A 23,866-nucleotide genomic window follows, 5' to 3' on the forward strand; every position below is an offset into this window, starting at 1 on the left:
GCGACGGCCCGAATGTGACGTACGTCTCGGGAAATCGGGGCCGTGTCACACCCGTCGACGGCCCGGCCCTCTTGAACGCGAGTCCGGTGCGCGGCCGGACGCGCCGTCGGACCTAAGGAGTCGACATCGTGTTCAAGAAGTGGCACGGCAACCCCTGGGCGATCCTCGTCACGCTCTCGCTCGGGTTCTTCATGACCCTCCTCGACCTGACGATCGTGAACATCGCGATCCCGCGGCTCGGCGAGGACCTCGACGCGTCCCTGGACGAGATCCTGTGGGTCGTCAACGCCTACACACTGGCGCTGGCCGTCCTGCTGATCACCGGCGGACGCCTCGGCGACCTGCGCGGCAAACGCACCCTGTTCGCCGCCGGAGTCACCGTCTTCACGCTGGCGAGCCTCGCCTGCGGCCTCGCACAGGACCCCGCCCAGCTGATCGGGTTCCGCGCGGTGCAGGGGCTGGGCGCGGCGCTGCTCATGCCGCAGACCCTGTCGATCATCGCGGAGGTGTTCCCGGCCGACCGGCGCGGTGTCGCGATGGGCATCTGGGGCGCGGTGGCCGGGGTGTCCGGCGCGCTCGGCCCGATCCTCGGCGGGGTGCTGATCACCCATCTGTCCTGGCGCTGGATCTTCTTCGTCAACCTGCCGATGGGCGCGCTGGTACTGGTCCTCACCCTGGCGGTCATCCCCGGCTCCGGGCGCACGGTACGCCGTCGCTTCGGCACCCTCGGCGTCACCCTCGCCTCAACCGCCCTGTTCTGCCTGGCTTTCGGGCTGACCGAGGGGCAGCGCTACGACTGGAACGCCTGGATCTGGGGCCTGTTGGGCGCGGCCGGTGTCCTCTTCGCCGCGTTCCTGCTGCACGAGCGCGGCCAGCAGGACGGTGAACCCCTGGTCCCCTTCTCGCTGTTCAAGGACCGCGACTTCAGCCTCATCAACTTCGTCGGCGTCACCGTGTCGTTCGGTGTGGTCGGGATGTTCCTGCCGCTGACGATCTACCTCCAGTCCGTGCTCGGCTTCAGCGCGCAGAAGGCGGGGCTCGTGCTGCTGCCCGTCGCGCTCGGCTCGTTCGTGATGGCCGGGCCCGCCGGGGCGCTCGCGGACAAGGTCGGCGGCAAGGTCATCCTGATGGGCGGGCTGCTCGCCTGGGCGGGCGGTCTGGTCTGGTTCGTCGGGGTCGCGGACGTCGGCACGGGCTGGCCGACCGTCGCGTTCCCGCTGTTCCTGACGGGGCTGGGCGTCGGCTGCACCTTCGCGCCCATGGCCACGGAAGTCATGCGCAATGTTCCGCCCCGGCTCGCGGGCGCCGCGTCCGGTGTCACCAACGCGCTCCGGCAGGTCGGTTCGGTGCTCGCCGGTGCGGTGATCGGGGCGGTGCTCCAGGCGCGGCTGGCCTCCTCCCTGACCGGGCAGGCCCGGGACCGGGCCGGTCAACTCCCCGCCGCCTACCGGGAATCGTTCGTCACCGCGTTCTCGAAGGCCGAGTCCGACGTCGGCGCGGGGCAGCGGGGCGGCGCGCCGGCCGGGGTGCCCCACGGTGTCGCCGCGCGGATGCGTGCCCTCGGGGGCGAGGTGTTCGGGCACGGCTTCGTCCAGGCGATGGGGCCCGCCGTGTACGTCGCCGTGGCCGTCCTGCTGACCGGCGCGCTCGCGTGTCTCGCCGTACGACGGCACGACGGGCCGTCCGCCCACCCGCATGCCCTGCCCGTGTCCGAGCCCGAGCGGGAGGAAGCGGCACGGTGAGGTGCTGCGGGTGGTCGGGTGGGGGTGCCCTCACGTCGCGTCGTGGAACACCAGGCCCAGTGCGTGCCGTCGGCCGGAACGCACGGTGCTCACGCCGTGGCGCACGGGGCCCGACGACCAGCCGCGCCGTGTCCTCACCGGGCGGTCCCGGGTGGTGAAGACCAGGCCGTGGCCCTGCGGGAGCGGGGTCGCGGTCCCCCGGGACTGGGCGCGCGGGCGTTGTTCGACCATCAGGAACTCACCGCCGGTGTAGTCCGTGCCGTACTCGTCCAGGCCGATCACCACCTGGAGCGGGAAGACCAACTCGCCGAAGACATCGCGGTGCAGGGCGTTCCAGTCGCCCTCGCCGTAGCGGAGCAGGATCTGCGCCGAGCGGTCCTGGCCGGCGGCGTGGCACCGGGCGAGCCAGTCGTCCAGGTCGTCGGGCCAGGGCGACGGCCGGCCGAGCCGGGCCGCCCAGTCCCGGGCGATCGGCAGCAGGCGCGGGTAGAGCGCGGCGCGCAGGGCGGCCACCGGCGCGGGCAGGTCGTGCGTGAAGTAGCGGTACTCGCCGGAGCCGAAGCGGTGGCGGGCCATGTCCACGGTGGTGCGGAACAGTTCGGGCTTCTCGTAGAGCGCGGCCACCTCGCGGCACTCGGCGGGGGTCAGCAGGGCGGCGGTCGGCGCACTGCCGTGCACGTCCAACTCGGCTGCGAGTGCTGACCAGTTGGTGCTGTCCATTGTCTCTCCTCCACTCCTCCTTCTCCGGACCGGACCGGCGTCAGCCGAGCATCGGCTGCAACGCGCCCTCGTGGGTGAGGAGTTGGACCTTGCGTTCGATCCCGGCCGCGTAGCCGCGCATCGAGCCGTCCGCGCCGATCACCCGGTGGCAGGCGCGCACCAGCAGCAGCGGGTTGGCGCCGAGCGCCGCGCCCAGTGCCCGGACCTCGGCGCGCGGAACGCCCAGGCGCTCGGCGAGGGCGCCGTAGGTCGTCGTGGTGCCGTACGGGATCTCGTCCAGGGCCTGCCAGACCCGCTGCTGGAACTCCGTTCCCCCGGCGGCCAGCGGGAGGTCGAAGCGGGTGAGGTCCCCGGCGAAGTACGCGGAGAGCTGGCGGGCGGCCTCGGCGAAGGCCTCGTCGTCGCGTCGCAGGTCCGCCGGGACCGTCGGCCGGTCCGGCATGGTCAGGGAGGTGAGGGTGGTGCCGTCGGCCGACTTCTCGCCGGTCAGGAGCAGCGCGCCCACGGGGCTGTCGATGAGTGTGCAGACCGTGTTCATGGGGACGAGTCTGCTCCGCGAAGGCGGCCGGTACCGGCGGGATTCGGACATGGTGTTGGGGCCGCTTCGGTACCGTCCGGTGTGCCTCTTGACCTGGGGGTATTTACGGGTAAGTACCCGAGCGGTACCGTGTGGGCATGCCAGCTCTCAACGTGGAGTTCAGCGACCGCGAGCTAGAGGACCTGCGGCAGATCGCCAAGGAGCGCGGTACGTCGATGAAGGCGCTGGTGCGTGAGGCCGCCGCCGCCGACATCGCCCGGCACCGGGCGCTCCAGGAGGGCGCCGAGGCCTTCCGCCGGTTCTTCGCGACGCACGCCGACGAGTTCGCCGCCGCGTTCCCGGACGACGAACCGGCGGCCAGGGGCGAGGGGCGGGTTGCCTGACGCATGCCGGACGCCATCCACATCGACGTGCCCTGGCTGCTCCAGCGACATGAGGAAGTCCTGCCGGACCAGCCCACCATCAACGACTTCTCGGCGCTGGTCGCGGCCGTCGCCCGGCACCGCGTCGACCCGCCCCGCCTCGGCGTCGACTCCGACCCGGCCTGGCGCGCCACCGCCCTCCTGCACACCCTCGCCCTCCTCAAGCCCCTGCCCTCGGCCAACGCCCGCTTCGCCTGCGCCACCGCGGTCGCCTACATGTTCGTCAGCGGCGTCGGCATCGATCCGCCCTACGGCGCGCTCGTCGACCTCGCCCGCGATCTGATCTCCGGCAAGACCGACGTCTACGGCGCGGCGGACCGGCTGCGGTCCTGGCAGATCTGAGCGCTCGCGCCGGGCCACTGCTCCGAGGGGTCCGTCACCGCTCCTCGTCGAGCCGGGCGGTGTCCTCGTGCGGGGCCTCGCGCGGGACGCCGTCGGGCGCGGCCAGGCTGCCGAGCAGGCCCAGCAGTTCCGCGCTGCGGCTGCCCGGCTCGGCGTGGAAGACGACCAGGCTGAGGGCGTCCGTGCCCGGGATCTCGAACTTGTTCGACCGCAGCTCGACGTCACCGACCAGCGGATGGCTGAGGAGACTGGTCCGGCCGAGCATGGGCCGTACCTCGTGGCGGCTCCACAGGTGCCGGAAACGGTCACTGCGCACCGACAGCTCGCCCACCAGGTCCACCAGCCGGGGATCGTCGACATCGGGTCCGATGTGGCCGCGCAGGGTCGCCACGCCCTCGGCGGTCAGCTCCTCCCAGTCGCGCCGCAGTTCGTGCTCGGCCGGGTCGAGGAACACCGCCCGCAGCAGGTTCACCCCCGGGGCGTAGTTCGGGGACAGCGCCGCGCACAGCGCGTTGGCGGCGAGGCAGTCCGTGAACCGGTTCTGCACGTACGCCGGGTGCGCGGACCAGGTGTCGAGCAGCTCGCGGACGCTCGCCGGTACCGTCTCCGGGCGCCTCACCCGTCTGCGGGACACGGCCGGCCGCTCCGGCTGCGCCAGGCCCAGCAGATGGGCGGTCGCGGAGGCGTCCAGGCGCAGCACCCGGGCCAGCGCCTCCAGCACCTGCACGGACGGGTTGCGGTCGCGGCCCTGCTCCAGCCGCAGGTAGTAGTCGGAGCTGATCCCGGCCAGCAGGGCGACCTCCTCCCGGCGCAGCCCCGGTACCCGGCGCAGTCCGCCGCCGCTGAGGCCCACGTCCTCGGGCCGGACCCGCTCGCGGCGGGCCCGCAGAAACTCGCCGAGCGCGTTCTTGCTGTCCACGTCACCACCGTAGGTCCGAATGCGCCGAGGTGCGTGTCCCTGTCACTACCAGGAACATCTGGGTACTGCCTGCCCGGCCGGGACAGGCGCAGAGTCGACGGCGGGACCGGACCGCACCCCGCGGATCCCCCTGGCCCACCCTCACCGAAAGGCGCGCCATCATGGCCGACACCGTCTCCGGCGGCACCCTCACCCTCGCCGAGGGCCTCACCCTCACCCGCATGGGATACGGCGCCATGCAACTCGCCGGCCCCCATGTCTTCGGCCCGCCGAAGGACCGCACCGAAGCGGTCGCCGTCCTCCGCGAGGCCGTGGAGCGGGGCATCACCCACATCGACACCAGCGACTTCTACGGCCCCGTCGTCGTCAACGAGATCATCCGGGAGGCACTCCACCCCTACCCGGACGACCTGCACATCGTGACCAAGGTCGGTGCCCGGCGCGGCCCCGACGGCAGCTGGATCATGTCCCGGCACCCCGAGGACCTCAAGGCGCAGGTCCACGACAACCTCCGCAACCTCGGGCTGGACGTCCTCGACGTGGTGAATCTCCGGCTCGGCACCCAGGACTCCGCCGACGAGGAGTCGATCGGGGAGAAGTTCGGTGCCCTCGCCGAACTGCGGGAGGCCGGGCTGATCCGGCACCTCGGGCTGAGCACGGTCTCCGCCGCCCAGCTGACCGAGGCCCAGGCCATCGCGCCGGTCGTCACCGTGCAGAACCTGTACAACCTGGCGAACCGGCAGGACGACGCCCTCGTCGAGCGGTGCGCGGCGGAGAACATCGCGTTCGCCGCGTACTTCCCGCTCGGCGGCTTCACCCCGCTGCAGTCGCGGACCCTCTCCGACGTCGCCGCCCGGCTGCGCGCCTCGGCCCAACAGGTCGCGCTGGCCTGGCTGTTGCAGCGTTCGGCGACCACGGTGCTGATCCCCGGCACCTCCTCCCGCACGCATCTGCGGGACAACATCGCCGCCGCCGACCTGGTGCTGCCCGACGACGCCGTCGCCGAACTCGACTCCATCGGCCGGGCCGTGGCCGCATGAGGGGAGGGCGGGGGTGGGCCGCCCCCGCCCTCGGGGCCGCCGACCGAGGGCGGGAGGAGCAGGGTCGGCGGCCGTTTGGCGCGGGAGAGCCGCCGTCCGGCGCGAGGCCTCCGAGAAAGGCCGATTCCAGTGGACCGCGGTGAGCGGTGTGCCGGGAGCGTGCGTGCCGCACCGGTGTGTGCGCGTGGTTCACACGGGGCGCATGGAAAGTCGAAAGCCCGTGCAGGTACGGCGAGTTGGCGCCGGATCTGACTTTCTTTCAATGGTAGGGATGTTACCCAAGTGCCTTGTTGGGTTCGGTGGGTTGTGCAAGGGTGAAAGTCCCGCGCGGGGGCAATGCCCGGGGCTCATTCACCTGTTGATGAACCGAATCCGAGGAATCCACTCCGTGTCCATCCCTCACCCCCCTCGTCCTCCTTACCCGCCGCCGGACGGTGGGGCTCCCGAGGAATCCGACGAGACCCTGGCCGCGCGGCTGCGGGGCCGCCCGGAGGGGGAGGCCGCGCATTCGGTCGCCCTGCTCATGGCACGGCACTGGCGGCCGGTCCAGGATTACGCGGGCATCTGCCTCGACGCCGAAGGGGCCATTCCCGCGATGGCCGCGGCGGCGGCCTTCCACCAGGTGTTCGACCGGCTGACCTTCGGTGAACACGGAGTGGCGCTGCGGCCCCGACTGCTGCTGACCGTCCGCGACACGCTCCGGGAGTGGTCCGCGGAGGAGCGAATAGCGGGTGTACTTCCCGATCTGGGGAATCCCTCCGGAGGCCGCGCCCTGCGGGCCGCGAAGTCCATGACGGCGGAAAATCGGAAGCTCGCGGAGCGCTCTTTCCAGACGCTTCCGCCGCTCGCCCAGTGTCTGCTGTGGCACACCGAGGTCGAGGCCGAGTCGATAACCGTGCCGGCGGCCCTGATCGGCATGGACACCGACAACGCGTCGGCCGCTCTCCAGGAGGCGCGCGAAAAATTCCGCGAGGGCTGTGTACGCGCCCACCGGGAACTCGCGCCGACCCGGGATTGCCGCTTCTACAACCGTCTCCTCGACGCCCCGATTCGCCGCGGCGGCACCCTCCTCCCCGATGTCCAGCAGCATCTGTCGCAGTGCCGCTACTGCCGTTTCGCCGCCGAACAACTCGGCCTTTTCGACGGCGGGCTGGGCGTCCTCCTCGCCGAGGCGGTGCTCGGCTGGGGAGCCCGCCCCTACCTCGCGTCCCGGCCGGGCCGCGTCGGGCACGACCCCCAGGCCACGACCGGTGCCCGGCACGGCGGGCCCACCGGGGGCGGCACGGGGCGGCACCGGATGCTGTCCCGCTTTCCCGCGCCCGGCCGCCGGATCGTGGACGCGGTCCGCTCGTCCCGGGCGCTGTTCGCCGGCGTCGGCCTGGTCGGTGCCGGGGTCGTCACCCTGGTGGTCGCCGTCGGCCTGTGGCCCGAGCACGGCGGCACCGGCGGTCCCGTGGCCTCCAGCACCACGAACGGCGGCTCCGGACACGTGTCGTCCTCGGCACCCGGCACCGCCCGCCTCCCCGCCGCACCCCAGCGCACCCGGCTGCGCAACGCCGCCGCCGGCCTGTGCCTCGACATCCAGGGCACCGTGAAGGCCGGCGCCGGCACCAGCCTCGCGGCGTGCTCGTCGGGCGCGACCCAGGAGTGGTCGTACGAGACCGACGGGCTGCTGCGCAGTGCGGCGAACCCCGGCCTGTGCCTGGACTCGCACGTGGACGCCGGTGTCGTCGTCCTCGGCACCTGCGCCGACGCGAAGTCCGAGCGCGGCAAGGACGTCCGCTACGACCTCACCGCACAGGGCGAGTTGCTGCCCCGCTGGAACCCGGCGCTGGCGCTCACCTCCACCGGCGGGGACCCGGGCGCGGTCATCGTCCTCAAGGTCCGCGACCGCTCCACCGCGCAGCGCTGGCTGACCAACGGGGTGACGGCCAGCCCCGGTTCGCTGTCGATCTCCGGCACGGGCGCGCCGTCGGCCCGCGTGGCGAGGGTCGCGGACCGGCTCGGCTGACGACCGTGGTCCCGCTCCGCCGACGACGTGGGCCGGGGACGGACGGGAACCGGGCTCAGGAAGATCCGCCGGTGAACTCGCCCAGAACGCGGGCCAGTTCGCGCGGCTGCGAGAACATCGGCCAGTGGCCCGTGTCCATCCGGACCAGCTCCCAGCGTCCGCTCCCGACGAGTTCGTCCACCGGGGGCATCAACTCGTCACCGTCGAGCAGGCACTTGACGTAGGCGGCCGGGAGGTCGGCCAACGGGTGGGCCAGGACGGCCGGTTCGGTGAGAGAGGCACCCGGGTGCGGGGTGCCGTCGGTGACCATGCGCGTGATCTGGCCGTCCGTCAGGCCCTGTCCCGCGTAGTCGGCGGGGGCCAGGGGCGGCCAGGTGCCGCCGTTCTCGTCGAGCGACTTCCTGATGTGGTCGCTCGGGAAGCCGTCGAGGAACGACCTCCCGTCCACCGGCACGTTCGCGTCGACGAACACCACCCGTGCCAGCCGGTCGCCGATGCGCTCCGCCGCCTGCCCGACGGGCACACCGGCGTAACTGTGCCCGACCAGGACGACGTCCCGGAGGCCGAGGCGCTCGACCTCGTCGACGATGTCCCGCACATGAGTCCGCAGGCCGGCCGGGACGCCCCGCTTCTCCGCCAGCCCGGACAGGGTCAGCGCGTGCGCCTCGTGCCCGGCCGCGCGCAGCTCGGACACCACCTCGTCCCAGGCCCACGCGCCGAGCCACGCCCCCGCCACCATCACGAATCGAGTCATGCTCCCAACGTAACGGCCGGGTCCGACAACGACCCCGCGGGAACGGTCAGACCGCCCGCGCCACGGCCCGTACCGGCGCCCCGTCCGCCCCCGGCAGCCGCAGCGGGAACAGGAACAGCTCCACGTCCGGGAGACCCACCAGCTGATCGAGCCCGGTGAGGTTCTCGGCGATCACCCCGCCCGCGCCGCACAGCACCCGGTGCGCGGGCAGGCCGAAGTCGGCCGTCCCGTCGCCGGGTTCGGGCGTCGGGTCGACACTCAGCGCGTCGACCGCGACCGTACGGACCCCGGCCGTGACGAGCGCCTCGGCCGCCTCCGGGGTGAGCCAGGGGTGGGCGGGATAGCGGTCGGTGCCCCAGTGCGCCGACCAGCCCGTGGCCAGCAGGAAGAGGGACCCCGGCCGCAGCCGCTCCAGCGCCGGCGCCAGCAGGCCGGGGGTGATCGGCGCGCGGTCCGGCAGCCCCCGTACGTCGGCCACCACCGCGTGTCCTGCGAAGCGGTCCAGGGGCAGTTCGTCGAGCCGGGGCCACGCGTCATCCACGTGGTAGGGAGCGTCGACATGCGTGCCGGACTGCGAACCCAGGTGCAGCCGGAGGACGTTGACGCCGTCCCGAGGAGCGCGCAGGGCGACCGAGACCGCGACGGCCGGGTCACCGGGATACACGGGCATCCCGGTGACCACGGGCACCGACAGGTCGATCCAGCCCGGCATCAGCCGGCCTCGGCCGCCACGGCGGGCGCCACGGTCGCCGCGCCGGGGCCGGTGATCGGCGGCACCGGGACCTCGACGGTACGGGCCAGTCGCGCACCCTCCGGGCCGTACGCGGCACGGGGTTCGGGGAACAGCCGGAGCAGGCCCAGGAACAGCACGGCGGCCACGGCGAGCGAGAGCGGCAGGCTGATGTCGACGCCGTTGGCGAGATCGCCGAGCGGGCCCACGAACTGCCCCGGGATGTTCGTGAACAGCACACCGACGACGGCGGCCACCCACCAGGCGGTCAGACCGCGCCAGTTCCAGCCGTGCGCGAACCAGTAACGCCCGCCGCGCTGGCGGCGGTTGAAGACCTGGAGGGCGTCCGGGTCGTACCAGCCGCGCCGGGTGTAGAAGCCCAGCATCATCACGACCATCCACGGTGTCGTGCAGGTGATGATCATCGTGGCGAAGGTCGAGATCGACTGCACGAGGTCGAGGCCGAACCGTCCGATGAAGATGAACGCGATGGACAGCACGCCGACCAGGAACGTCGCCTGCACCCGGGACAGCCGGGGGAACACCGACGAGAAGTCCAGCCCGGTGCCGTAGAGCGAGGTGGTGCCCGTCGACATGCCGCCGATCAGTGCCAGCAGACAGACCGGCAGGAAGAACCAGCCCGGCGAGATCGCGAGGAGCCCGCCCACGAAGTCCGGGGCGCCCGGGTCGACGTACTTGGGGGCCTTCGTGGCGATGATGCTCGCGGTCGCGAGACCGAAGACGAACGGCAGGAGGGTCGCGATCTGCGAGAGGAACGCGGCACCGACGACCTTGCGGCGCGGGGTGTTCGCGGGGATGTAGCGCGACCAGTCGCCGAGGAAGGCGCCGAAGGACACCGGGTTCGAGAGCACGATGAGCGCCGCGCCGATGAACGACGGCCAGAACAGCGACCGGGTCGCCGCGTCCGCCGACGAGGTGAAGACACCGGCGTACGACGGGTCGAAGTCACCGGCGAAGGCGATCGCGCCGAGCAGGAACAGGACCGTCGCGGACATCACGGCGATCTTGTTGACGAACAGCATGAACCGGAAGCCGTAGACGCACACCGCGAGGACGAGCACGGCGAACAGGGCGTACGCGACGACGTAGGAGAGCGTGCTCTGCTCCAGGCCGAACAGGCGGTGCGCGCCGCCGACCAGGGCGTCGCCGGAGCTCCACACCGAGATGGAGAAGAACGCGACGGCCGTGAGGAGGGACAGGAACGAGCCGACGACCCGGCCGTGCACGCCGAGGTGCGCGGAGGAGGCGACCGCGTTGTTCGTGCCGTTGGCCGGGCCGAACACCGCCATCGGGCAGAGGATCAGCGCGCCGACGACGACTCCCAGGAGCGTGGCCGCGAGGCCCTGCCAGAAGGAGAGGCCGAACAGGATCGGGAAGGCGCCCAGCACACAGGTGGAGAAGGTGTTGGCGCCGCCGAACGCGACCCGGAACAGGTCGAGCGGGGTGGCGGTGCGGTCCGCGTCGGGGATGCGCTCGACGCCGTAGGTCTCGACCTCGGTCAGGGACTGGTGGGGCGCGGCGGGGGAGGGGGCGGGCTGCTGAGAGGAAGGGGACGAGGGCGACGAGGGGGACAAGGGAGGCTCCAGCGGGGGACGGCGGTGGAGCGCGTAGTAGCGCGGTGGCGGTGGGGACGGGCGTCACGCGCGCGGGGTGGGCGGGGTGAGCGGATGCCGTCCTCAAGGTGTCCGCCGACGGTATGGCGGCCGTGACACCCGCACCAGAGGACGGTTCATCCATCTTTCGTGCCGCGAGTGGAGGAATCATCTACCCAGGGGCCGGCGGAGTCAGTCGGAGTCGCCCGGGGCGTCCTCCTGGCCGGTGTCGGGGCCCTGGGCGCGGACCCGCTGGACGTGTTCGAGGGAGTCGCGCAGTTCGCCGAGCCAGTCGTCGGCGTGGCGCTGGACGAGCCGGACACACCAGGCGAGCGCGTCGCTGCGGCTGCGGGCGACGCCCGCGGCGATGAGGGTGTCGAGGACCTGGCGCTCGGGCTGGCGCAGCCGGGTCATCACGGGCGCGGCGATGTGCGTGAACAGGGAGCGCTCCCCGGCGCACTCCACACCCCACGAGACCTTCTTGCGGAACCGGTGCTCGGCCTCGCGGGCGAGGGTGATCCGGGTCTCCCGGGTGCGCTCGCGGAACTCCTGGACGCGGCCCTGGACGGCTGCCTCCCGCTCGGCGTCCGAGACGTCCTCGGCGAGCCCGGGCGCGGGGATGCGGCCGATCACGGTGACCTCCTCGCGGTCGACCGTGACCTCGACCAGCTCCTCGAACAGGTCGTCCGGCAGGCGGCCGGTGAACCAGCCGCGAAGCTTCTCCTGCTGCTCTGTCGTAATCATGTAATCACCATTACTCGGGGGCAAGGTGAACGCAAGGGATCGTGGAGGAGTGTGCCGAGAGCTGAAACGGAATGTTTCGGGACTGTTTCAGGACGATTGGTGAGCACGGGTAAACCGGCCATCCGACCCGCTCCGGCGATCAAGAACCGCGTGGTTGCGGGGTCGGCGTGTTCGAATTCCGTGACTTCGCGCCACTGATTCAACACGCAAGGTTACTGAAACCTGTGGGTGGGATGTGAGTTTCCGCAGGGGCTTCGGCAGAGTGGCGCCCGCCGGTCCGGCACCGACCGAGCGGGACCGGCACCTCTTCGGACCGATCGGTTCGTGATCGGTCCGCATCGAGCGGAAGGATGCACACAATGCGGAACACCGCGCGCTGGGCAGCGACCCTGGGTCTGACGGCCACCGCCGTCTGCGGACCCCTGACCGGGTCCGCCCTCGCCGTCCAGGAAGCCGGCCCGGCCGCGCTCTACGCGCCCTCGGCCCTGGTGCTGACCATGGGCCACGGCAACGACTCCGCCCTCGCCACACCGGAACGCGCGGTGACCCTCACCTGCGCGCCCACCGCCTCCGGCACCCACCCGGCGGCCGCCGCGGCCTGCGCCGAACTGCGCGGTATCGGGGGCGACTTCGACGCCCTGGCGGCCCGGGACGACGTGCTCTGCAACAAGCTCTACCGTCCCGTCGTGGTGACCGTCGACGGCGTGTGGCAGGGCCGACGCGTCTCCTACGAGCGCGTCTTCTCCAACGAGTGCGTGAAGGACTCCTACGGATACGGAGGCGTCTTCACGTTCTGAGAGACCGGGGTCGCACCGTCTCCGTGAGCACCAGGGAGGGTCCGTAGCTGGGGAGTGCGTGCCCCTGTCGCGGAGGACTGCGATCCCGCACCAGGGGTCGGCCGGGCGGTGTGGGGTCGCCCGCGCCGGCCCCTGGCATCGTCATGGGCCGGCTGCCGCCCGCCGTGGCTCGTCACGGCCGTTCGGCCCGGTCCGGCAGCACGCGGAGCGGCGGGAAGCGGCCGAGCAGCCCCGAGGCACGTAACAGCCGGTCGATGCGCGGCCCGTCCGAGACGATGCGCAGCCGGCCGCCGCGTTCCGCGGCCCGCCGCTCGGCCCGGCACAGCACCCGCAGCCCCGAGCAGTCGAAGAACTCGACGGGCCGCAGATCCACCAGCACATCGGGCTCCTCGACCGCCGTCGCCGCGTCCAGGTGCTCCACGACGAAGCCCGCCGTCGCCATGTCGATCTCGCCCGAGACCTCGACCACCGTGAAGGGGCCCCCGGGCCGCGTACGGGCACAGGAGTTGGCCGCGGGGCTGTCGCGTTCGTCCGCTTCCGCTGTCATGGCCGCTCCACCTCGGCACGGGGCGCATCCGGTCTCGGTAGTTACCCCGGAGGGGCCACGAGCATCCCCGACACGCCGTCCGCCAGATCTGGTTCACCCGACAAGGTGAATTTCGGTTCGTGAGGTTGACTTCCGTCCGCCCGCCCCTTCGAAGAAGAGGGGCCGCCGTCTCCCTGCGGACGGCGGCCCCTCGGTCCGTGCGGCTCAGGCCCGGGTTCGGGCGGAGCCGGTCACATGTGGACGACGGGTGCGGCGTCCTCGTCCTGCTGCGGGACCCCGCGACGGTAGAGCACCAGCGCGATCAGCGTGCCCGCGGCGAAGAAGCCCGCCGACCACCAGAACGCGGTGGTGTAGCTCTCGATCGTCGCCTGCGCCTGGACCAGCTTGTTGCGCGCGTCCTTCCCGGCCAGGTAGTCGGTCGCGGCGCTCGCGGCCAGCGTGTTCAGCAGCGCCGTACCGATCGAACCGCCCACCTGCTGCATGGCGTTGACCGTCGCCGAGGCGACACCCGCGTCCTCGGCGGCCACTCCGCCCGTCGCCAGCTGCATCGCCGGCGGCATCACCATGCCGAGGCCCGCGCCGATCACGATCAGCTGCGGCAGCACGTGGCTGGCGTAGGACGAGCCGACCCCGATGCCGGTCAGCCAGGCCATGCCGACCATGGCGATGGCGAAGCCCAGCGGGATGACGACCTTCGGGCCGAGCCGCGGCACGAGCATCGTGGTGCCGAGCTGCGCCATGACCATCAGGGCGCCGATCATCGGCAGGAACGCGACACCGGTCTTGGTCGGGCTGAAGCCCAGGTTGAGCTGGAGGTAGTAGGTGAGGAAGAGGAACACACCGAACATGCCCGCACCGGTGATCAGCACGGCGAGGAAGGAGGCGCCCCGGTTGCGGTCGAGCAGGATGCGCAGCGGCAGCAGCGGGTGCGCGGCGCGGTTCTGCCACCAGGCGAAGGCGGCGAGCAGCAGACCACCCACGATCAGGAAGCCCCAGGTCTGCGGTGAACTCCAGTCGTGCGTCTCGGCGTTGGAGAAGCCGTAGACCACGGAGAACAGACCACCGGCGACCAGTACCGTGCCCGGCACGTCCAGCTTGGAGCCCGCGGCGTCACGGTGGTTGGTGAGCAGGACCCAGCCGCCCGCGAAGGCGACGAAGGCGATGGCGACGTTCACGTAGAGCGTCCAGCGCCAGTCGAAGGCGTCGGTCAGCACACCGCCGAGCAGCAGGCCCACCGCACCGCCGGCGCCGGCGATGGCGCCGTAGACGCTGAACGCCCTGGCGCGCTCGCGGGCGTCGGTGAACGTGGTGTTGAGCAGGGACAGCGCGGCCGGTGCGAGCAGTGCGCCCGCGACACCCTGGAGGGCGCGTGCGGTGACCAGCATCTCGAAACTCGTGGCGGCGCCGCCGAGCGCGGAGGCCGCGGCGAAGCCGACGACTCCGGCGAGGAAGGCGGTCTTCCGGCCGAACAGGTCGGCGATGCGGCCACCGAGCAGCAGCAGGGAGGCGAACGCGAGGGCGTAGGCGGTGACGATCCACTGCCGGTTGCCGTCGGAGAAGCCGAGGTCCTTCTGGGCCGACGGCAGGGCGATGTTCACGATGGTGGCGTCGAGGACCACCATCAGCTGAGCGATGGCGACGATCGCGAGGATCCACCACCGCTTCGAGGAGGCCGCCTGCGCCTCCGCGGCACCCGGCCGGGTGCCTTCGGTCAGAGTCTTCTGGGACATCGGAACCACTCCAGGGAAGTCGTTCAGGGTTTACCAAAACGTAAACGAAACGGTTTCGTACACATCGAGACTAGAGCACTTTCAGCGAAACGGCAACGTTTCGCTGGGGTCGGGAGCCGGCCCGCGCGGCGGCGACTTGGCGGGCGCGGGGCCGGAGTGCGCGGTGACAGGTGTGGCGCTCGATGCGGGTGTGGCGTCGCCGAGACCTTTTCGGACCCATTCATGGTGATCTCGTACCGGCGAGGCGGCAACTCGTCGGCCATCATGGACGGCGTCGTCAAGGAACCCGCCCCGAAGGACCGATGCGTCATGTCCGTCGAACTCACCGGCACCTATCTGACGCTGGAGGACGGCCGCCCCGCCGTCCGCTTCAGCCGTACCTACGACCAACCGCCCACCCGCGTCTGGCAGTTCGTGACCGACCCCGACGAACTCGTGCGGTGGTTCCCCTCGCGCGCCGAGTTCGATCCGCGCCCCGGGGCCACGATCACCTTCAGCGGCGACCCGAACATGCCGGAGTCCACCGGCAGGATCATCGCCGCCGACGCGCCCCGGCGGCTGTCCTTCGAGTGGGGCGACGAAGAGCTGCGCTTCGACATCGAGGAGACCGAGGGCGGGCGCACCCGCTTCACGCTCACCGACGTCCTCGGAGCCGAGGACACCGCGTCCCGCAACGCCGCCGGCTGGGAGGTCTGCCTCGCCGCCCTGGACGCGACGGTCCGGGGCGAGCCGGTCGCGGGACCGCACGCCGGAGCAGGTGCGCCCTGGAAGGCGTTCTACGAGGGCTACGTGGCGGCCGGGGTTCCCTCCGGCGCGGCCGTCCCGGGCCTGGACTGATCTGACCAGTGGGGCCTGACCTGCCGGGCCGGGCTGCTCGGACCGCCGGCCGGCCCGTCACGCCAGCTGGCGCCGCACCAGCTCGTGCAACCGCCCGCCCGTGTCCGCCAACAGCTGTGCGGGCGGGCCCTGTTGGGCGATCCTGCCGTCCTCCATGACGACCACACGGTCGGCGTCGAGCACCGTGGACAGCCGGTGCGCGATGACGATCCGGGTCGCGTTGAGCGCCTTCGTGCTCTCGATCACCGTCCGCTGGGTCTCGTTGTCCAGCGCGCTGGTCGCCTCGTCGAAGAAGAGGATGCGCGGCCTGCGGATCAACGCCTGCGCGATCATGAGGCGTTGACGCTGACCGCCGGAGACCGCGCCGCTGCCGGAGACGATCGTGTGCAGGCCCATCGGCATCCGCCTGATGTCCTCCGCCAGCCCCGCCATCTCGGCCGCCGCCATCGCTTCCTCCGGCGTGAACGGCTCCGTGCCGCAGATGACGTCCAGGATCGAGCCCGTGAACGGCTGCGCGTGCTGGAGCACCACCCCGCACTGCCGTCGCACGGCCGACTGGTCGAGGGCACCGAGATCCTGGCCGTCGTACAGCACACTGCCGGAGACCGGTCTGTTGAAGCCGATGAGCAGGCGCAGCAGGGTCGACTTGCCGCAGCCGCTCGGGCCGACGATCGCCACGAACTCGCCCGCGCGGACCTCGAAGGACACGTCGTCGAGGACGAGAGGCCCGTCGTCGGCGTAGCGGAAGGAGACCCGGCGGGCCTCGATCGCGCCGGACAGCCGGCCGGGGCGGGTGCTCGCGGTGCGGACCTCGGGGGCCGCGTCCAGGACCGGCCTGATCTCCTCGAAGAGAGGGAGGGCGGACACCGCCGAGACGAAGGCGCCGGTCAGGCTGGTGACGGAGGTCAGGAGCATCGTCACCGAGGTGTTGAAGGTGAGGAAGGAGGACGCCGACATCGAACCGCGTGCGGGTCCCGCGAGGAGCATGAACATCAGCAGGGTGCAGACCGGCAGGTACACCGCGCCCATCACCGTGGTGAGGTTCTTGATCCGGCCGACCCGCTGCTGCAGTTCGCGGCTGCGGGCGAACTCGGAGGCCCAGGCGGCGTAGGCGTAGTTCTCGGCCGCCGCGACGCGGAGCTTGGGCAGGCCGCGCAGGGTCTGGAAGGCCTGGTTGTTCAGCTTGTTGCCGAGCACGACCAGCCGGCGCTGCCAGCGCACCTGCCACAGGCCGAGCCCGAGGAACAGGGCCGCGATCACGACGAGCATGCCGATCGCCGCGAGCGCCATGGAGGGGCTGTACCAGAAGAGCAGGCCCAGGTTCATCAGGCCGACCGTCACCGACTGGGCGAGGACCGGGCCGACTCCCGCCAGCAGACGGCGGATCGCGCTGATGCCCATCGCCGCGCTCGCCAGCTCACCCGTCGAGCGCTCGGTGAAGAACTTCGTGGGCAGCCTCAACAGCCGGTCCCAGACGGCCGGTTGGAGCGTCGCCTCGATCCGGCCCTCCAGCCGGAGGATCGTGAGGTTCTCCAGCAGCATGAAGGCCGCCGCCACCACGCTCGTGATCATCACGGCCAGGCAGACCTGGACGATCAGGCCCGTCTGGGCCTTCGGCACGAACTCGCCGAGCACCTTGCCCGTCGCGATCGGCACCAGCGCCCCGACGGCGACCGTCACCAGCCCGCTGACCAGCAGGTTGGAGAGGTCGCCCGCGGTGCCCTGGAGGGAGAACCGCAGCAGCCTGAGCGGACTGAGCCGCCGCTCGGGCAGCGGGCGGTAGAACATCACCGCGCGCGGCTCGAACTCCGCCGCGTTCGCCTTCTCGACCGGAGTCTCCCGGCCGGTCGCCGGGTGGACGGCGACGTAGCCGCCGCGCCGCCACAGCAGCGCCACCGGCGCACCGGACAGCGCCCGATGGCCCACCAGCGGGCCGACGTCGTCCCGCCACCACCGCCCGTCGAGCCGTACGGCCCGCACCCGGACCCGGGAGGCGAGGGCGATGCGCTCGACCGGGTCGAGCCGGTCGCTCTCGCCGCCGCTCCGCGCGGGTTCGGCGAGGGTGATGCCGGCCGCCTCGGCGACCACCTTGCAGGCGGCGTACGACGCGTCGGCGTCCGCGGCCGTCGTACGGCGGGCCGAGGACTTGCCGATCGACGCCAGCAGCGTCCGGTCGGCCTGCGCGCGCACCGCCTCACCGGCCTTGATACCGGCGGCGGTGCGCGTCTCGTGGGTGCGCTCCAGCTGCTCGATCCACTTGTCCAGCGTGGACAGCAGCCGGTACTGCTGGTCGACCATGCCCTGCCAGACAGCCGGGTCCATCAGCAGATCGGCGGCGGCCTCCGCGCCGTACACCGAGCCGTACTGCACGCTGCCCGGAGGGACCTGCATCCAGAAGACGTCGTCGTCGGTGGGCGCGGCGGCCCGTTCGCTCGCCATCGGCGCCTGGAAGAGGATGGAGAGGCCGCGGCCGACACCGAGGGCGAGGGCGTGTTCGAGCGGGCTCGACGTCGGGGGCACGTACTGCGGGTTGCCGTACGCGTCGTACGACCAGGTCTGGGTGTTCGCGGGCTGGTACAGCTCGCGCAGATTGATCCGGTGCACCACGCAGTTCCGCAACGGGCGTGCCACCAGGGTGTGTTGGGGACCGGCGACCGGGCCGAGCAGCAGCGAGCCCGCCTCCAGGCGGCCGAGGTGGTGCCAGTGGCCCTGCTGCACGGCGTCCACCGCGAACAGGTCGATGGCGCCCGACGCGACCAGCCACAGCACCTGCGGGCCTTCGAGGTCGAGGCGGTTGGATCCGGCGCAGTCGATCGGCGTGCCCAGGTTTCCCAGCGCGCCCAGGACCAGGTCGCCCTCGGGTACGGACGTCATCTCAGCGCTCCTTGACCAGTGTGGCGTACACGCCGCCGGTCGCCACCAGGGCGTCGTGCCGCCCGCGTTCCACGATCGTCCCGTGTTCGAGGACGACGATCTCGTCGCTGTCGCGCACGGTGCTGAGCCGGTGCGCGATCACCACGCAGGCGCAGCCGCGCCTGCGGAGGTTGTCCATCACGATCAGCTCGGTCTCCGCGTCCAGCGCGCTCGTCACCTCGTCCAGCACGAGGATGCTGGGGCGGCGCACCAACGCCCGTGCAATCTCCAGGCGTTGGCGCTGGCCTCCGGAGAAGTTGCGGCCGTCCTGCTCGACCCGGCTGTGGATGCCGCCGGGCCGCCGCGTCACCACGTCGTACAGGGCCGCGTCGCGCAGCGCGTCCTCCACGGCCTCGTCCGGGATCGACGGGTCCCACAACGCCACGTTGTCGCGGACCGAGCCCTCGAAGAGGAACACGTCCTGGTCGACGAAGGACACGGAGGCGGCGAGCGCGCCGCGCGGGATGTCCTCAAGCCGCCGGCCGTCGATGCGGATCACGCCCTCCCAGGGCGTGTAGAGACCCGAGATCAGCCTGGACACCGTGGACTTGCCGCTGCCGGAGCCGCCGACCAGCGCCACCTGCCGGCCCGGGCCGACCGTCAGGTCGAAGCCGGTGAGCAGCGGCTTGTCGAGGGGGCTGTAGCCGAAGGTGATGTTCTCCAGCTCGACGTGCCCCTGCAGCCGCCGAGTCGAATCGGCCCCGCCCGCACGGGAGTAGAGGGCGTCCACCTGGAAGTTCTCGACGTCCTTGAGGCGGGCCACGTCGGCCGCGAAGTCCTGGATGCGGCCCGCGACGCCGTTGAGCCGGGTGATCGGCGCGGTGAAGCGGGTGACCAGCGCCTGGAAGGCGACCAACAGGCCCACGGAGATGTGGCCTTCGACCGCGCGCATCCCGCCGATCCACAGGATCAGCGCGCTGTTGAGCGAGGCGAGCGTCGGCGCGACCACACCCAGCCACGCGCTCGGCACCCCGAGCCGCTGCTGCTCCTCCAGGGTGGTGGCGTGCTGCCCGGCCCACTTGCGGAAGTAGCCGTCCTCACCGCCGGTCGCCTTCATCGTCTCGATCAACTGGAGGCCGGTGTAGGCGGTGTTGGTGAGCCGTGCGCTGTCGGCGCGCAGCTTCGCCGTCCGGGTCGCGCGCAGCCGGACGACTGTCCGCATCGCGACCACGTTCAGCAGTGCGACGCCTATGCCCACATAGGTGAGTTGGGGGTCGTAGGTGTAGAGGAGGAACGCGTAGAGCACCACGACCACCGCGTCCACGCCCGCGGCGGAGAGGTCGCGGGCCAGCGTCTCGGCGACGGCGTCGTTCGACTGGAGGCGCTGCACCAGGTCGGCCGGGCTGCGCTGGGAGAAGAACGTGACGGGCAGCCGCAGCAGATGGCGCAGGAAGCGGGCGCTGGAGAGGGTGGAGGAGATGATGCGGCCGTGCAGGAGGTTCGCCTGTTGCAGCCAGGTCAGCGCCAGGGTGAGCAGCACGCAGGTGCCCATCGACGCGAACAGGACGCCCAGCAGGGACGTCTGACCGCCTATCAGGAACATGTCGATGTAGGTACGGCTGAGCGCGGGCATCGCCGCGCCGACCGCCACCAGCAGCAGGCTCGCGAGGACGGCGGCGGGCATCGTGCCCGCGGTGCCGCGCAACCGGGCGGGCATCGCGCCGAGGACGCCCGGTTTGCGGCCGCCCCGCTCGAAGCCGTCGCCCGGTTCCATGACGAGGACGACACCGGTGAAGCCGGCGTCGAAGTCCTCCATGGGCACGAACCGGCGCCCTTTTCCGGGGTCGTTGAGGTACACCCCGCGCCGGCCGAAGCGGCGGCCCATGCCGTCGTAGACGACGTAGTGGTTGAACTCCCAGAACAGGACGGCGGGGGAACGGACCTCGGCGAGGGCGGCCGTGTCCATCTGCATGCCCTTGGCCGTCAGGCCGTAACTGCGGGCCGCCTTCAGCAGGTTGCTGGCGCGGGAGCCGTCGCGGGAGACACCGCAGGCGATGCGGAGTTCCTCCAGCGGGACGTGGCGGCCGTAGAAGCCGAGGACCATCGCGAGGGAGGCGGCGCCGCATTCGACGGCCTCCATCTGGAGGACGGTCGGGGTGCGGACCGTCTTCACGCGACCGGTGGGGACCGGGCGCTTCGGCGGGGCGGACCGGCGCCGCGAACGGGTGTCCTGGGCGGGGCTCACGGCAGCAGCCAATCGAGGGGGCGTTGGTCGGCCAGCCGGATCGAGGCCGAGGCCATGGTCATGGAGGTGAGGTCGAACGGTGGTCCGTCGGCGGACGACCACCGGTAACCGCTCTTGGTCCGCGCCGACTTGTCGAGTTTCACCAGCACGGCCACCGGCCTGCCCTTCCTGGTGAACTGCTCGCCGAGCTGGCTGTCGCCGAGGAAGGCGGAGATCTGCTGCGCCGACTGGGCCGACCGGTCCACCGCCGCCACCCGGCCGCGCAGCACGCCGTACGTCTGCGTCGGCACCGAGGAGACGGTCAGGTCGACATCGGCGTTCGCGGGGATGGCGGCGGCGTTCTCGGCGGGCACGTACACCGTCGCGTAGAGCGGATCGGTGGCGTGCGCGACCTTCTCGACGGCGGCGACGTCCGCGCCTGTCCGGATGATCTGGCCGATGGTGGCGGCGAGCGCGGTGACGCGGCCCGCGGCGACCGTGCGCACGACGGAGTCGCCCTCGCTCGTACGGACCTTCAGCACGGGGGAGTCGGCGGGCAGCCGCTCTCCCTCCTGCGCGAGGACGGCGGTGACCTGCCCGGCCACCGGGCTCTGCAGGATGTAACTGCCCTCCCCGTGCGTGAGGATGGCGGACGCGCCGACCGTCGACGCGACCGAACCGGTCACCGCCCACACGGACGCGGCGGCCACCACGAGCACCGTCACGGAGAGCACGAGCCAGCCCTGCGGACGCGCGAAGCGCACCGGAAGATCCAGCTCTTCGGGCGACTGGAGCTTGGCGAGGGCCTGTTGGCGGAACTGCACGGGACTTCCCTCACCTAGGGGAGAGATCTTTTGCGGCATCCAAGAGTCCCGGAGCCGGGAAACGGCTCCGGGACTCGGTGGAACACGGTGCGATCAGAGACCGGCGACCAGGTTCGTGACCGGGGCCACGTTGAGGCCGGTGACACCCTCGACGGTGCCGATGGCCGTGTCGACCAGGCCGGAGACCGGGGCAACGCCGTCGACCAGGCCGGTCACGGTGCCGAGGGCGTTCACGGACAGACCGCCGGAGACGTTGTCGAGCTCGGCGTCGGAGATCTCGACGGTCTCGACCTGGGGGGTGGAGTTCATGGGGGAACTTCCCTTCATATGGATATTCACAAGGGGGGAGCGGCCCCCTCTGGGGGACAGACAAAGGCCGCGACCGCAGGCGCCGGGCGCCGTTTCCGGAGCCCTCTCGGCCCCTGCGATGCGATGGATCAAAGCACGGTGCGGGTGGACGCAGCCACTCAAACTCCTTTCCCACCAGGGCACTTGAGCCCCAGAAGGCGCGAACCGTGCAGGCGCGGGCACGAGGTGTCGGCGACTTCTTCACACGCCGCGCGCCTTCGTTCGGCGCGAGAGCTTGCGGCGCCGAAGCGGAATGGGGCACTCCTCGCCAAAGGTGTGCCGGGGGCGTGCGCATGTGCAGATCCGTCGAGTGCCGTGACCTCGTTGGGTACGCGCTGTGCAGATTCCCTGAATCGAGGATTCCGCTCAGTGATCTCGACGGACGGTCGCCGTCCGGTCGCGCTGCGTGGTGATCGAGGGAGCGGATGAACTGGAGCCGTGCACGCGTGAGTTGTGGCGGCACCGATGCGATCTGGACATCGCGGGCCGGTGAGGGCCGCCGAGCGCGTCCGCCTCGGCGTGTGGACGGCCCGGGCCCGTGGCCACCGCGTACCCCTGCCGGGCCGGAGCCCGGGCGTGGCCGATTCGCGATTTTGCAAAGGAAGTTGGGAAACGGAATTGAACGGCCCACGTGACACGTGCGTATCAACGGGCATCCAGGCGCCCCCCATCGCCGCCGGACGGCGGCGCAGACCCCGGTCCCCAGGAGGTCGAGCAGTTTGAGTCACAAGCGAATCCCGAAGCGTAAGGCCGCGATAGCCGTCGGCGGTGTCGCCGCCCTCGGAGCGGCGGCGATCCTGCTGCCGAACGCCAACGCGTCCCAGGACAATTCGGCAGGCGCCGCCACCCCCAAGACCTTCAAGGCAACGGGTGCCTCGGACCTCTCCTCGCAGCTCGCCGGACTGCTGGGCGACGCGTTCGCCGGGTCCTACTACGACAGCGCCACGCAGCAGCTCGTCGTCAACGTCATCTCGGGTGACAACAACAAGGTGATCGTCCAGGCCGAGAAGGCCGGCGCCAAGGTGCGCAAGGTGCAGAACAGCACCGCCGAACTCGCCGCCGCCGCAAAGGTGTTGAAGACCAAGGCCACCGTCCCCGGTACGGCCTGGTCGGTCGACCCGAAGACCAACAAGATCCAGGTCCTCGCCGACAGCACGGTCACCGGCACCAAGTGGGACACCGTCCTGTCGACGGTCAAGAGCCTCGGCACGAACATGGCCACCGTCAAGAAGACCGCGGGCTCCTTCAAGACGCTGGTCTCCGGCGGCGACGCCATCTTCGCCCAGACCGACCAGGGCGGGGTCCGCTGCTCGCTGGGCTTCAACGTCACCGCGAGCGACGGCAGCCCCGCCTTCCTGACCGCCGGACACTGCGGCGTCGCGGCCAAGCAGTGGTCCGACTCGCAGGACGGCCAGCCGATCGCCACCGTCGACCAGGCCACCTTCCCCGTCAGCGACTTCTCACTTGTGAAGTACGACGACCCGGCCACGCAGACCACCAGCGACGTCAACGTCGGCAACGGCCAGACCGTCCAGATCACCCAGGCCGAGGACGCCACCGTCGGCACCCAGGTCTTCCGGATGGGCAGCACCACCGGTCTGCACGACGGCACGGTCACCGGACTCGACGCGACCGTCAACTTCCAGAGCGAGACCGACCCCAACGGTGTCGACACCGTCAACGGCCTCATCCAGACGGACGTCTGCGCCGAGGCCGGAGACAGCGGCGGCTCGCTCTTCACCCAGGACGGCGGCGCGGTCGGCCTCACCTCCGGCGGCAGCGGCGACTGCACCAGCGGCGGCGAGACCTTCTTCCAGCCGGTCACCGCCGCGCTCACCGCGACCGGGGCCACCCTCGGCGACGGTGCGGCCGGCGCGGGCGCGGGCGACGACACCGCCACGGCGGACCCGTCGGCGACCGCGGCCGACCCGTCGGCCACCGACGGCACCGGCGACCAGTCCGGCGCGGTCGACCCGTCCGCCACGGACGGCACCGGCACCGGCCAGGACGAGAACGGCACCGGCCAGCAGCAGAACGGCAAGGGCCACAAGGGCTCGGGTCAGAACGCCGGCAACGGAGCCGACGACGGTTCCTCGCTCACCTCGAACCACTGACCCGACCGCGTTCGGTT

Annotated in this window: 21 protein-coding genes; 8 read left to right on the plus strand and 13 right to left on the minus strand. The window is 71.6% G+C overall.

All coding sequences use genetic code 11. The features are described from left to right. Positions 1-128 precede the first annotated feature (128 nt). Positions 129-1,742 (plus strand): DHA2 family efflux MFS transporter permease subunit, encoded by a 1,614-nt coding sequence (locus ACIPTO_RS33290; RefSeq protein WP_401198335.1) that lies wholly within the window; start codon positions 129-131, stop codon positions 1,740-1,742. Between the two features lie 30 nt (positions 1,743-1,772). On the opposite strand, the gene ACIPTO_RS33295 is transcribed toward ACIPTO_RS33290, so the two are convergent. Beyond that, a complete protein-coding gene (locus ACIPTO_RS33295) occupies positions 1,773-2,462 on the minus strand; it encodes a 2OG-Fe(II) oxygenase (RefSeq protein ID WP_401198337.1) in 690 nt (229 codons plus the stop codon). A gap of 40 nt (positions 2,463-2,502) precedes the next feature. After that, positions 2,503-3,000 (minus strand): methylated-DNA--[protein]-cysteine S-methyltransferase, encoded by a 498-nt coding sequence (locus ACIPTO_RS33300; RefSeq protein WP_401198339.1) that lies wholly within the window; start codon positions 2,998-3,000, stop codon positions 2,503-2,505. A 137-nt stretch (positions 3,001-3,137) separates the two neighbouring features. Here ACIPTO_RS33300 and ACIPTO_RS33305 point away from each other — a divergent pair, with 137 nt between their 5' ends. Next, positions 3,138-3,383: a hypothetical protein gene (locus tag ACIPTO_RS33305; protein ID WP_366324311.1), complete on the plus strand. Its 246-nt coding sequence runs from the start codon at positions 3,138-3,140 to the stop codon at positions 3,381-3,383. A 3-nt stretch (positions 3,384-3,386) separates the two neighbouring features. After that, complete coding sequence (locus ACIPTO_RS33310; RefSeq protein WP_366324313.1) at positions 3,387-3,764, plus strand: toxin Doc; 378 nt, start codon at positions 3,387-3,389, stop codon at positions 3,762-3,764. Positions 3,765-3,798: 34 nt separating this feature from the next. Here ACIPTO_RS33310 and ACIPTO_RS33315 read toward each other — a convergent pair whose 3' ends face one another. After that, complete coding sequence (locus tag ACIPTO_RS33315; protein ID WP_366324315.1) at positions 3,799-4,683, minus strand: helix-turn-helix transcriptional regulator; 885 nt, start codon at positions 4,681-4,683, stop codon at positions 3,799-3,801. A 161-nt stretch (positions 4,684-4,844) separates the two neighbouring features. Between ACIPTO_RS33315 and ACIPTO_RS33320 the strand changes: the two genes are divergently transcribed. Both ACIPTO_RS33320 and ACIPTO_RS33325 read left to right on the plus strand, forming a co-directional pair. Next, entirely contained in the window at positions 4,845-5,723 is an 879-nt protein-coding gene (locus ACIPTO_RS33320; RefSeq protein ID WP_366324317.1) for an oxidoreductase, read from the plus strand. A 388-nt stretch (positions 5,724-6,111) separates the two neighbouring features. Continuing rightward, a complete protein-coding gene (locus tag ACIPTO_RS33325) occupies positions 6,112-7,734 on the plus strand; it encodes an RICIN domain-containing protein (protein ID WP_401198342.1) in 1,623 nt (540 codons plus the stop codon). Between the two features lie 55 nt (positions 7,735-7,789). Here ACIPTO_RS33325 and ACIPTO_RS33330 read toward each other — a convergent pair whose 3' ends face one another. The 4 genes from ACIPTO_RS33330 to ACIPTO_RS33345 form a co-directional block, all read right to left on the minus strand. Next, complete coding sequence (locus tag ACIPTO_RS33330) at positions 7,790-8,488, minus strand: alpha/beta fold hydrolase (RefSeq protein ID WP_401198344.1); 699 nt, start codon at positions 8,486-8,488, stop codon at positions 7,790-7,792. A 46-nt stretch (positions 8,489-8,534) separates the two neighbouring features. Then, positions 8,535-9,200 (minus strand): cyclase family protein, encoded by a 666-nt coding sequence (locus ACIPTO_RS33335; RefSeq protein WP_401198346.1) that lies wholly within the window; start codon positions 9,198-9,200, stop codon positions 8,535-8,537. Beyond that, entirely contained in the window at positions 9,200-10,813 is a 1,614-nt protein-coding gene (locus ACIPTO_RS33340) for a purine-cytosine permease family protein (RefSeq protein WP_401198348.1), read from the minus strand. The genes ACIPTO_RS33335 and ACIPTO_RS33340 overlap by 1 nt, the downstream gene beginning before the upstream one ends. Positions 10,814-11,023: 210 nt before the next feature. Further along, a complete protein-coding gene (locus tag ACIPTO_RS33345; protein ID WP_401198350.1) occupies positions 11,024-11,575 on the minus strand; it encodes a hypothetical protein in 552 nt (183 codons plus the stop codon). A gap of 359 nt (positions 11,576-11,934) precedes the next feature. Between ACIPTO_RS33345 and ACIPTO_RS33350 the strand changes: the two genes are divergently transcribed. After that, positions 11,935-12,372, plus strand: coding sequence for a protease inhibitor (locus tag ACIPTO_RS33350; RefSeq protein ID WP_366324327.1), 438 nt, complete (start codon positions 11,935-11,937; stop codon positions 12,370-12,372). A gap of 172 nt (positions 12,373-12,544) precedes the next feature. Here the strand turns inward: ACIPTO_RS33350 and ACIPTO_RS33355 are convergent, their stop codons facing one another. Together ACIPTO_RS33355 and ACIPTO_RS33360 are read right to left on the minus strand one after the other, a co-directional pair. Continuing rightward, complete coding sequence (locus ACIPTO_RS33355) at positions 12,545-12,919, minus strand: STAS domain-containing protein (protein ID WP_366324328.1); 375 nt, start codon at positions 12,917-12,919, stop codon at positions 12,545-12,547. 230 nt (positions 12,920-13,149) lie between these two features. After that, positions 13,150-14,649: an MFS transporter gene (locus ACIPTO_RS33360; protein ID WP_366324330.1), complete on the minus strand. Its 1,500-nt coding sequence runs from the start codon at positions 14,647-14,649 to the stop codon at positions 13,150-13,152. Between the two features lie 309 nt (positions 14,650-14,958). On the opposite strand from ACIPTO_RS33360, the gene ACIPTO_RS33365 reads away from it, so the two are divergent. Continuing rightward, complete coding sequence (locus tag ACIPTO_RS33365; protein ID WP_401198418.1) at positions 14,959-15,486, plus strand: SRPBCC family protein; 528 nt, start codon at positions 14,959-14,961, stop codon at positions 15,484-15,486. A gap of 57 nt (positions 15,487-15,543) precedes the next feature. Here the strand turns inward: ACIPTO_RS33365 and ACIPTO_RS33370 are convergent, their stop codons facing one another. The 4 genes from ACIPTO_RS33370 to ACIPTO_RS33385 form a co-directional block, all read right to left on the minus strand. Then, entirely contained in the window at positions 15,544-18,360 is a 2,817-nt protein-coding gene (locus ACIPTO_RS33370; protein ID WP_401198353.1) for an NHLP bacteriocin export ABC transporter permease/ATPase subunit, read from the minus strand. A 1-nt stretch (position 18,361) separates the two neighbouring features. Beyond that, the gene (locus tag ACIPTO_RS33375) at positions 18,362-20,584 is read right to left on the minus strand and encodes an NHLP family bacteriocin export ABC transporter peptidase/permease/ATPase subunit (protein ID WP_401198355.1); all 2,223 of its coding nucleotides are present in this window, start codon (positions 20,582-20,584) and stop codon (positions 18,362-18,364) included. Beyond that, positions 20,581-21,387: an HlyD family efflux transporter periplasmic adaptor subunit gene (locus ACIPTO_RS33380; RefSeq protein WP_401198357.1), complete on the minus strand. Its 807-nt coding sequence runs from the start codon at positions 21,385-21,387 to the stop codon at positions 20,581-20,583. Before ACIPTO_RS33380 ends, ACIPTO_RS33375 begins: the two co-directional genes overlap by 4 nt. A 93-nt stretch (positions 21,388-21,480) precedes the next feature. Continuing rightward, on the minus strand, positions 21,481-21,696 hold the full coding sequence (locus ACIPTO_RS33385; protein WP_366324338.1) for a type A2 lantipeptide: 216 nt from the start codon (positions 21,694-21,696) through the stop codon (positions 21,481-21,483). A gap of 758 nt (positions 21,697-22,454) precedes the next feature. Here ACIPTO_RS33385 and ACIPTO_RS33390 point away from each other — a divergent pair. After that, positions 22,455-23,849 (plus strand): S1 family peptidase, encoded by a 1,395-nt coding sequence (locus ACIPTO_RS33390; protein WP_366324339.1) that lies wholly within the window; start codon positions 22,455-22,457, stop codon positions 23,847-23,849. Positions 23,850-23,866: the final 17 nt, after the last annotated feature.

This window comes from Streptomyces sp. NPDC090083, assembly GCF_044747445.1.
Lineage (GTDB): Bacteria > Actinomycetota > Actinomycetes > Streptomycetales > Streptomycetaceae > Streptomyces.